Consider the following 561-nt stretch of genomic DNA (forward strand, 5'->3'; position numbering starts at 1 on the left):
GGTCACGTTGACCATGGTAAAACAACTTTAACTGCAGCTATCTCTGCTGTGTTATCTAAGACATATGGTGGTGAAGTTAAGAACTTCTCTCAAATCGATAACGCTCCAGAAGAGCGTGAGCGCGGTATTACAATTAATACTTCTCACATCGAATATGACACAGAAATCCGTCACTACGCACACGTAGACTGTCCAGGTCACGCGGATTATGTTAAAAACATGATCACTGGTGCTGCACAGATGGACGGCGCAATCTTAGTAGTTGCTGCTACAGACGGCCCAATGCCACAAACACGTGAGCACATCCTGCTTTCGCGTCAGGTTGGCGTACCTTTCATCATCGTATTCATGAACAAATGTGACATGGTAGATGACGAAGAGTTATTAGAATTAGTAGAGATGGAAGTTCGTGAACTTCTTTCAGAATACGACTTCCCAGGTGATGACTTACCAGTTATCCAAGGTTCTGCGCTTAAGGCACTAGAAGGCCAGCCAGAATGGGAAGCTAAGATTCTTGAACTAGCTGAAGCTTTAGATACTTATATTCCAGAGCCAGAGCGT

At 44.4% G+C, this 561-nt stretch carries 1 protein-coding gene; it reads left to right on the forward strand.

Annotated features, from left to right (window positions below):
• Window positions 1-561 (forward strand): GTP-binding protein (locus NE535_RS18655; protein ID WP_261300045.1); only part of this gene is annotated, 561 nt, incomplete at both ends.

It is taken from the genome of Shewanella holmiensis, assembly GCF_025370255.1.
GTDB classification, from domain to species: Bacteria; Pseudomonadota; Gammaproteobacteria; order Enterobacterales; family Shewanellaceae; genus Shewanella; species Shewanella holmiensis.